The sequence below is a fragment of the Leptospira alexanderi serovar Manhao 3 str. L 60 genome (assembly GCF_000243815.2).
Lineage (GTDB): Bacteria > Spirochaetota > Leptospiria > Leptospirales > Leptospiraceae > Leptospira > Leptospira alexanderi.
The window spans coordinates 22,081-30,000 of sequence record NZ_AHMT02000031.1 but is presented as its reverse complement, the minus strand read 5'-3'; the positions used below and the strand labels follow the sequence as shown (position 1 = coordinate 30,000).

The 7,920-nt window shown below is 42.2% G+C and carries 7 protein-coding genes and 1 riboswitch (2 of these 8 cut by a window edge); of the genes, 4 read left to right on the top strand and 3 right to left on the bottom strand.

Translation table 11 applies throughout. The annotated features are described in order from the left end of the window. On the bottom strand, positions 1 to 4 hold the start of the coding sequence (locus tag LEP1GSC062_RS11130; RefSeq protein ID WP_020984269.1) for a ClpXP protease specificity-enhancing factor SspB. 479 nt of this gene lie to the left of the window's left edge; the window shows 4 of its 483 coding nt (coding positions 1–4); its start codon is at positions 2 to 4; the stop codon falls past the left edge of the window. Next, on the bottom strand, positions 1 to 1,895 hold the 5' portion of the coding sequence (locus LEP1GSC062_RS11125) for a polysaccharide biosynthesis protein (protein WP_078124279.1). The gene continues 4 nt to the left of window position 1, outside the view; only the first 1,895 of its 1,899 coding nucleotides appear in the window; it begins with the start codon at positions 1,893 to 1,895; its stop codon lies beyond the left edge, outside the window. Before LEP1GSC062_RS11125 ends, LEP1GSC062_RS11130 begins: the two co-directional genes overlap by 8 nt. Positions 1,896 to 2,041: 146 nt before the next feature. On the opposite strand from LEP1GSC062_RS11125, the gene LEP1GSC062_RS11120 reads away from it, so the two are divergent. Further along, a complete protein-coding gene (locus LEP1GSC062_RS11120) occupies positions 2,042 to 2,512 on the top strand; it encodes a hypothetical protein (RefSeq protein ID WP_010579344.1) in 471 nt (156 codons plus the stop codon). A 5-nt stretch (positions 2,513 to 2,517) separates the two neighbouring features. On the opposite strand, the gene LEP1GSC062_RS11115 is transcribed toward LEP1GSC062_RS11120, so the two are convergent. Continuing rightward, complete coding sequence (locus tag LEP1GSC062_RS11115) at positions 2,518 to 4,644, bottom strand: hypothetical protein (protein ID WP_010579343.1); 2,127 nt, start codon at positions 4,642 to 4,644, stop codon at positions 2,518 to 2,520. 567 nt (positions 4,645 to 5,211) lie between these two features. After that, positions 5,212 to 5,397, top strand: a riboswitch (cobalamin riboswitch). Between the two features lie 140 nt (positions 5,398 to 5,537). Here LEP1GSC062_RS11115 and LEP1GSC062_RS11105 point away from each other — a divergent pair. The 3 genes from LEP1GSC062_RS11105 to LEP1GSC062_RS11095 are packed head-to-tail and all read left to right on the top strand — an operon-like array spanning position 5,538 to position 7,905. Then, the gene (locus LEP1GSC062_RS11105; RefSeq protein WP_010579342.1) at positions 5,538 to 6,767 is read left to right on the top strand and encodes a CbiX/SirB N-terminal domain-containing protein; all 1,230 of its coding nucleotides are present in this window, start codon (positions 5,538 to 5,540) and stop codon (positions 6,765 to 6,767) included. A gap of 14 nt (positions 6,768 to 6,781) precedes the next feature. Further along, positions 6,782 to 7,153, top strand: coding sequence for a DUF3209 family protein (locus LEP1GSC062_RS11100; protein ID WP_078123895.1), 372 nt, complete (start codon positions 6,782 to 6,784; stop codon positions 7,151 to 7,153). 5 nt (positions 7,154 to 7,158) lie between these two features. Continuing rightward, a complete protein-coding gene (locus LEP1GSC062_RS11095) occupies positions 7,159 to 7,905 on the top strand; it encodes an FAD-dependent oxidoreductase (RefSeq protein WP_010579340.1) in 747 nt (248 codons plus the stop codon). Positions 7,906 to 7,920: the final 15 nt, after the last annotated feature.

The following is a 7,920-nucleotide window of genomic DNA, read 5'->3' as shown; positions in this document are numbered from 1 at the left end:
CCATTCTTTAAATTTTGATCGGAAACTCTCGTGACGGCTTCGTTCAAATAATCTCCGTGAATTCTGTATTCCGGAACCAGAGCCTTAAAAGCGAGAAAGATATCCTTATCCTTGTTAATCCTTCCTGCGGCTAAAAGTTCGTTGAATCTTGCAACAAATGTAGTCACTTCCTGATTTTCCAAGGGCGCGGCGATTTTGATCTTAGGATGATGGGTCTTTTTAATTCCCTCCAGATCCAAAAGAAGCTCTTCGAATAATTTTTCCCCCGGTCTAAGTCCGGTGAACTGAATCGGTATATCTACATGAGGTCTAAGACCGCAGAGACGAATCATCTCTTCCGCTAAGTTGAGAATTTTTACCGGCTCTCCCATCTCAAGGATAAAGATCTCTCCGCATTCTCCCATACTTCCAGCTTGGAGAACTAACTGAGTCGCTTCCGGAATTGTCATAAAATAACGGATCACGTCGGGATGTGTGACAGTAACCGGGCCACCGTTTGCAATTTGCTCCCTGAACCTTGGAATCACGGACCCGTTGGAACCGAGAACGTTTCCGAATCGAACCGTAATAAACTTGGTTTTTGTTTCTCGGGAGACATGTTGTAAATACAATTCCGCCGCACGTTTGGAAGCGCCCATGATGTTCACAGGATTGACCGCCTTATCCGTGGAGATTAAAACAAAACGCTCCACGCCCGAAAGTCTAGAAATATCGGCGACGTTTTTCGTACCCAACACATTATTCATTACCGCTTCGGTTGGATTGATTTCCATCATAGGAACGTGTTTGTAAGCGGCCGAGTGAAATACAACTTCGGGAGAATGTTTTTCAAAAATAGAACTGACTCTGGAAAGATTTTTGATATCAGCGACGATCGGAATGAGTTCTATATTTTGTCCTTGTAATTTTTTTCCAAGTTCGTATTCGATTTCGTATAACGGAGTTTCCGCCGAATCCAAAAGAAGAATTCGAGAAGGTTCGAAAACGGCAACCTGCCGACAAAGTTCGCTCCCGATCGAACCTCCCGCTCCGGTAATTAAAATCGATTTCCCTTTTAAGTAAGAACGAATGGACTCAACTTCAAGATCCACAACCGGGCGACCCAAAAGGTCTTCCACCTGCACCTCTCTGAGTTGATTTAATTTGGGAGAATCAAAAAACAAAGAGCCCAAAGAAGGAAGAATTTTAAACTTCACATCCGTACTCTCAAAAGAACGAATCAACCGACTGATAAGTTTTCCGTCGGGATTGGTGATTGCGATAATAACTTGTTTTACTCCGAAACGATTGATCATTTGTTCGGCTTGATCGATTTTAGCCAGAATCGGAACCCCTTGGATATGCGCTCCGATTTTCTGGACATTATCGTCTAAAAATCCGATCGGATTGAGTTTGAGTTCGTTGTGTCTTCGAATTTCCGAAAGCAGGGTCGCACCTATCTTCCCAGCTCCTAGAATCAGAGTCGGAAGACCTTCTTCCTTGGATTTTTTGAGAATGTACTGATCCCGGAATACTCTCCAGGAAAAACTACGAATACAAAGAAAACTGAGGAGAAGGAGCGTATCCAAAACGGGAACCATTCTGGAAAGTTGTTCGAAACGATTGTAAAATAAGAGTGCCGTGGTTGAGACCAGAGAGGAGAGAAGTGTGACCTTGATAATTTCCACAAGATCGTGAATCGAAGCGTAAACCCAAATCGATCTGTAAATATCGGAGAGAATAAAAACACCGGCTCTTACGGTAATGACAATGATCAAAGAAGTAAAAAATCTTTCCGGTGACGCGAGAAAAATAAAAGACTCAAAGCGAATCCAATGCGCCAAAAAATAGGAAATCCCCATGAATAACAGATCTAAAGGAAAGACCCACATTCTTCGATTCCACTGACCGAGCATGTAGGAAATAAAATCCGTTCGTTCCTAAAAGTCCAACCTTTTTGAAACAGACCATTTCGATTTTTAGGTAAACCGAAAAATGTGTTGCAGAAATTCTTTTCTTGCCTCACTTCCAATAAGAGTATAAATCGTTATTTCAGGACACTTTGAAAGAAATCATCATCAACCTCCAAGGAGATTTGGATTTTAAATTAGGAGAAGCTTTGCTTTCCAAATTGGAAGAGTTATCCGAATTTCCGCGTAAAATCCTTTTAGACGCTTCCGGGCTCAAATCGGCCACGCCGGAAGGCGTGTTGGTATTAAACCGACTTCCGGAACGTTTTTCCGGATCTAAGTTTGCGATTTGTTCGGTGCCTACCGGAATCGAAATCTCCGCGGAAAGTGAAAAGGAAATTCCAGTATTCAAAGATCGGGAATCTGCAAAATCGCACTTGATTGCAGTCGATTCCGTCAAACCTTCCGTTTTCCCCGAAAATGCTCCCGTGCTCATCAATTGTCCGATTTGTTTTCATCTTTTGAAAATACAAAATTTCGGGAACCACAGTTGTCCCGCTTGCAACGCCAAGTTTTTCGTGACGAAAGACTTACGGGCATCGGCATTCGAAAGATTATTATAATATTCTCACATCTCTTCGAAAAATCGAATCGTTTCCAAAACCTCCACGGGAACGTTTCCGGTCTGAAAGTAGGGGTTGTATCTCTTTTTGATTCCCGAAACAAGTCTTCTTTTTCTGGACTCGAAAGAATCCATCGATTCCTTTAGAATCGGATGTTTTTGCAATTCGGTCCGAATCTGAGGGGAAAAAGGAACATACCGATTGAGAACATCCCTCGCCACTCGGTTGAGTCTGAGTTTTCCGGACGATTCGAAAAGAATCCAATAGGAATAATCCGAAGCAAACATATCTTTTAAATTCTTTCTGTATTTGACAAGTTGTTGATCGATGCTTTTTTTCGCATCGGGAGTGAGAGCAGGGGACTTCCGATAATTCTCCAGATAAAGATAATATTCCGAAGTAAGCGAAGGTGGGGCGGAATCTTTCCACTTCCTTCCTCGAACCGTTCTTTCAATCTCCCACTTGAATTCCCCAAGGGTTCTCGTAATCGCCAAAGTCATGTTCTCGTTTAAAATCTGAGGAAATACGAGACGTCCTCTCGATACAAGTCCGGAAGTAATTTCCTGCCAAAGAACCCCTCTATTTCCGAAAACCGGAAGTATGATACAGTCTGGACAGATTTCTTTCATCGCAAGTTCCGGTTTGCCGGGAGTCTGCTCGGGCTCAAAGGAAATCTGTCTGTAAAAAAGATGTTTATCGATTTTACGAACGTGATCTACAACGGCATTTATTTTTTCATGCGTGACCAAAAACGCGTCGGTTTCTCCGTACATCTGATCTTCGGAAAGAATCGGATATGCAAGATTCGGATTGGAAGAAACGCCGATAAGTCCGTTGAATAATAAATTGCTCAATTCCCAATCGAGAAGATGCAACAAGTCCTCGATCCCGCTGTCACTCGCATACTCGTCGGTTCCCGTTTTGCGAAGTATGGAAGCACGCACTTGTTCGTATGATTGCGCTAGATGATTTCGGGAAGGAGTTTTTTTACCCGAAAGAATGAGTCCCAACCATTCCGGTAAAAAATACACCGCAAGTTTATGACTAGAAGGATCTTGTGTATAATTTCGGATTTTTTCCAGTGTTCCGTAAAGTTGAACAATTCTCGCCGGAGAAAGAAGATTCTCGTCCATATAAAAAAAATATAAAAATAGTAGAACCGGTTTTGGAACGGGAGCGATGTCCGATCTGTATTTTGCATAACAAGCGGAATAGAGTTCGATAAAAGTCTGAATTTCCTCCGGTTTGTGCTCTTTACGAACCAGACCAGGATGTTCTTTAAATGTGCGTACCCTTTTTTGAATCTCAGCCGCGGTAGAAGGACTCGTCTCAGCGTAGTTTAAAATCTGCGCAAGACTTCCTTGAAATTCGTCGGGCAAGGCGACGTCTTCTTGAATTCCTCCAACGCCTCCCATTTGAATTCCACCCCAAGTTTTCGTCTTTTCCGGATCTTTTTCGGGAACAGTTTCCACTTGAATACCCATGTCGTTCCCTTTCAGGCTGAAAATCTTCGCGTCGAAACGAATCCATTCCTTATCATCGCCCGAATACAAAACGTGAATCTTATCTCCCACCGAAACCGGAAACGCATTGTAGAGCTTTTTTGTGAATACTTTCGTGTGGAGCGACTTCTGAACGGAATCGGGTCCCGGTGGGTTAGAATACAAAAAACCGGGAAAGGCCTCTTCTCCATCGGTTAAAAATACGACCGGAGTGATTTTTCTAGGATGAGGACCAAGATCATGGACGAGATGTTGCAACCTTTTGAATATGATCGTGTCTCTCCAGGCAGGAAGTTCCCCTTGATGAGCAAGATAAAGTGCGAGTTCCGGAAGAAAAATCTCCTGAAACCAAGATTGTGACTCCGCAATTTTTTGAAGCACGGAGACCGAGGCGTGATCCAAAAAGGAATGTATCTGAATCACATCCCTTCCGTTCATGTATGTAAGAGGTAACTTTCTAAGAATCTTAGCCCGGAGCGTAGCTCGATTTTCGATCGATTTGCGAAAACGTCTTTCCAGATAATATCCGGCGGCCAATAGAAGAACCACAAAGATAGTTCCATTGATGACAGGAATCCAAGAAAATTCCGGCCAGACAAGAATTGGGCGTGCTTGGCCTAACAAAAACATGCGAAATGTATAAGTTTCTTCCTTTTGAGGTCAAGCAGGATTCTCTGAAACGATTTTAAGTTTAATAATCCTGCAATTTTAATTCCGAAACTTCCCTATCTTAGATCGGATAGGCTCCAGTTTAGCTCGAAAAAGTTGACGTGTTTTGCTTAGAAATACAAGCTGAGAAAATTAGAAAAACCTTTTGATTCTGTTCGAAAACAAATTCTACCCCCTAAGTAATCCTCAAATTCAAAACACTCAATTCCAAATTGTAAAAATTTTACGAAGGTACTCGAAAGAAAAAATCGATTTCAAATCTCGGTTAACATTACTACTCGGACGCATGAATAAAATACTATGATAAACTATTTCGAAAATTAGAATGTTGGAATCTTCCTCTAAAAAGTCGAGATTTCCCGATTTGACTTAATTTTTGAGAACCGCTGTACTTTTGCAAAACCGACCGCTTATTTTCGAGTATCATTTTCATGCGTCCGAGTAGTAATTTCGATAGGAATCCTAAAGATTCCGTATTCGAATTAAAAATTATTCTTTTCAAAAGAATCGATAAGAATATTGCTGGATTTATAATCTATTTTCATGGGATTCATCGACGTTTCACGTAGATGGGAAGACGGTTAGAATCCGTCACGGTATCCGCCGCTGTAAGAGGGACGAAAGGCATAGAAAGCCACTGGGGTTAAACCTGGGAAGGCATGCCGAGTAGATAGATCTCAAAGTCAGAATACGATCCTAGGAAAATCTTGAAGATACGTTTAAACCTCGGAAGTAAGGTGAACGTAACTTAAATAAAAAATAATATAAGATGTGTTAGATTCCAATGGAGTAGTCTATGCATTCGTTCGTTGATTGATTGGTTTTAGGTTCACTTTGAAAGGGGGAGTATTGCGTTGTGTGCCGTTTCTACGCCCGCAGGTAAGAAGGAAGTAAGTAGAAACGTTCTCGGAATTTTTATCGTCGGACACGGAAGTAGAGAACTCTCCTCCAGTACAGAATTCGAGACGTTCGTCGAAGGATACCGCAAGCTCCATCCGGAGTACGAAATCTGCATCGGGTACGTAGAACTCGCGGAACCGGCTTTTAAAACGGCGCTTTTGGAATTCGCAAAAACACGGAATCGGATTTTAATTTTCCCGCTGTTTTTGTTCGCTTCCAATCACGTCAAAAACGACATCCCTTTGATTCTTTCCGACCTAAAAGAAAAGTTCCCAAATCATCGATTCGTCTCCGCGATGCCTTTAGGAATTCATGAGAATATTATAAATTTATTATCAATTCGCTCCAAAGAAAGCAATATCTTCAAAGAAGATTCCCAATCCAAAACGGGAGTGATCGTGGTGAGTCGAGGAGCCTCCGATGCGGATTCCAACGGAAACTTCTACAAGGCTGTTCGGTTTTTCGAGGAATCCAATTCCTTTCTTTTCGTAAAACCCAGTTTTATCGGCATCACCAAACCTCTCTTACACGAAAGCATCGAAATGTCGGTAAAACTCAGGCCGGACCGTCTTTTGATTCTCCCATATTTTCTATTCAATGGAAAGTTAATACAAAAGATTTATCATATAACAAAAGAATATTCCCTAAAATATCCTTGGATCAAAATCGAAACCGCCTCTCACTTCGGACCCGATCCGATTCTATATCCGATCCTTGACGAAAGGATTTCCCAAGCTCTTTCGGGCAAGGAAGCCCTTCCTTGCGACAACTGCGAATATCGAGTTTCCATTCCGGGTTTAAAAAACAAAGTCGGAGGTCTCAATTCTCTTCTTTGGAGTATGAGACATTTGGAAACTCATACTCAAAGCGCTCCTCACGAGTTTCCCCATAGAAATTTGATTAAACACGTGTATATCTGCGAAAGTACGGATTGCGCAAACAAAGGTAGCATTTCTCTGATTCATCGATTCCGTTCTTGTATCAAAAAACACGGAAAACAAACGGACTTTCGAGTTTCCAAAAGTTCCTGTTTGGGTAGATGCGGGGAAGGACCAACTCTGGTCGTGTATCCGGACGGAATCTGGTATCAAAGAGTAAACGAAAACGACGCGGAAGAAATTGTCACCGAACATTTGTTTAACGATCGATTGGTCGCAAGACTCGTCGACAACATCATGCAGTAAAATGAGGAGAATATATGGCATGTCATGAAATAGCCGCCCTACGGTTGGGTATGATGAGTGTACTCGGAATCAAGGACGAGGCGACAATCCTACACGAACGTGCCGAAATCGGGGATGCCCTACAATCTTCGGGGCCAATTCGTTCTTTGTCGGAAGCCAAAGACTTCGAATCTTTGATCCGATTTTACGAAGCTTCTTTGTGCGATTTGGAAGAAATGATCTCCAAAACGAAGAAAGACGATCCTAAAATGGCCTATTATCGTTCCCTCCTAATCCTAACTAAGAAAGTCGAACTCGAATTGAAGAACTCCTTTTTCTCTTTTCAAAATTTCTTTCGAGACCTGGAAGAGATACACGACTTTGTCCACGAAATTTATCCGGCGTAATCGATATGACAACCCTTCCCAAAAGAGCCGAAGTCAAAAAAATCGTCAAAACGGACGGTTCCGCTACGATTACATTCGTTTCTAAAAACGGACCCCTGAACTTTTTAGGTGGCCAGTACGTGATTTTCAATTCTGGTCTGAAAACGCCCGAAGGAAAAGAAATCAAACGGGCTTATTCCATTTTTTCGTCGGACCTACAGCAGGAAGAGTTTCAAATCTGCATCCAACCGATCCAGGGCGGGCCCGCGTCCAATCATATTCCAAATCTTGCAATTGGTAGCGAACTCGAATTCTCGGGTCCCTGGGGTAAATTTATCGGAAATCCAGATTGGCCTAAAAAAGGGAAAACCCTCCTCGTAGCAACAGATACGGGAATTACGGCGATCAACGCAATTCTTCATTCTTCCCGATGGCAATTCAAACTCAAGGAAACGTCGGTATTGTGGTTCTTTTTTCCAAAGGAAAAGTCCGTTCCCGTTCAGGAAATTTTACAACGACTTCCAAAAGAATTCCATTTTTTGAATGTAATCCCCATTCCTAAAATCAATCATCCGTACCGATCGGACGAATGTATTCGTTCCTTTATCGAAGAATTGGATTCCTCCATTTTTCCCACAAGCGCGTTCTTAGCAGGAGATGGGAAATTAATCCGAACCATGAAAAACATTCTCCTAGTGAGAGGTATGAACGAAGAAGACATCGGCATGGAAACTTTCTTCAACTCCGCAAAGAAAATCGGAGAATTAACTTAACGGCCATTAGACGAT

What these genes read in the sequence shown, in the direction of transcription:
- LEP1GSC062_RS11100 (WP_078123895.1), top strand. Translation starts at nt 6,782, where the DNA reads ATGGCATGTCATGAAATAGCCGCCCTACGGTTGGGTATGATGAGTGTA.
- LEP1GSC062_RS11115 (WP_010579343.1), bottom strand. Translation starts at nt 4,644, where the DNA reads ATGTTTTTGTTAGGCCAAGCACGCCCAATTCTTGTCTGGCCGGAATTT.
- LEP1GSC062_RS11095 (WP_010579340.1), top strand. Translation starts at nt 7,159, where the DNA reads ATGACAACCCTTCCCAAAAGAGCCGAAGTCAAAAAAATCGTCAAAACG.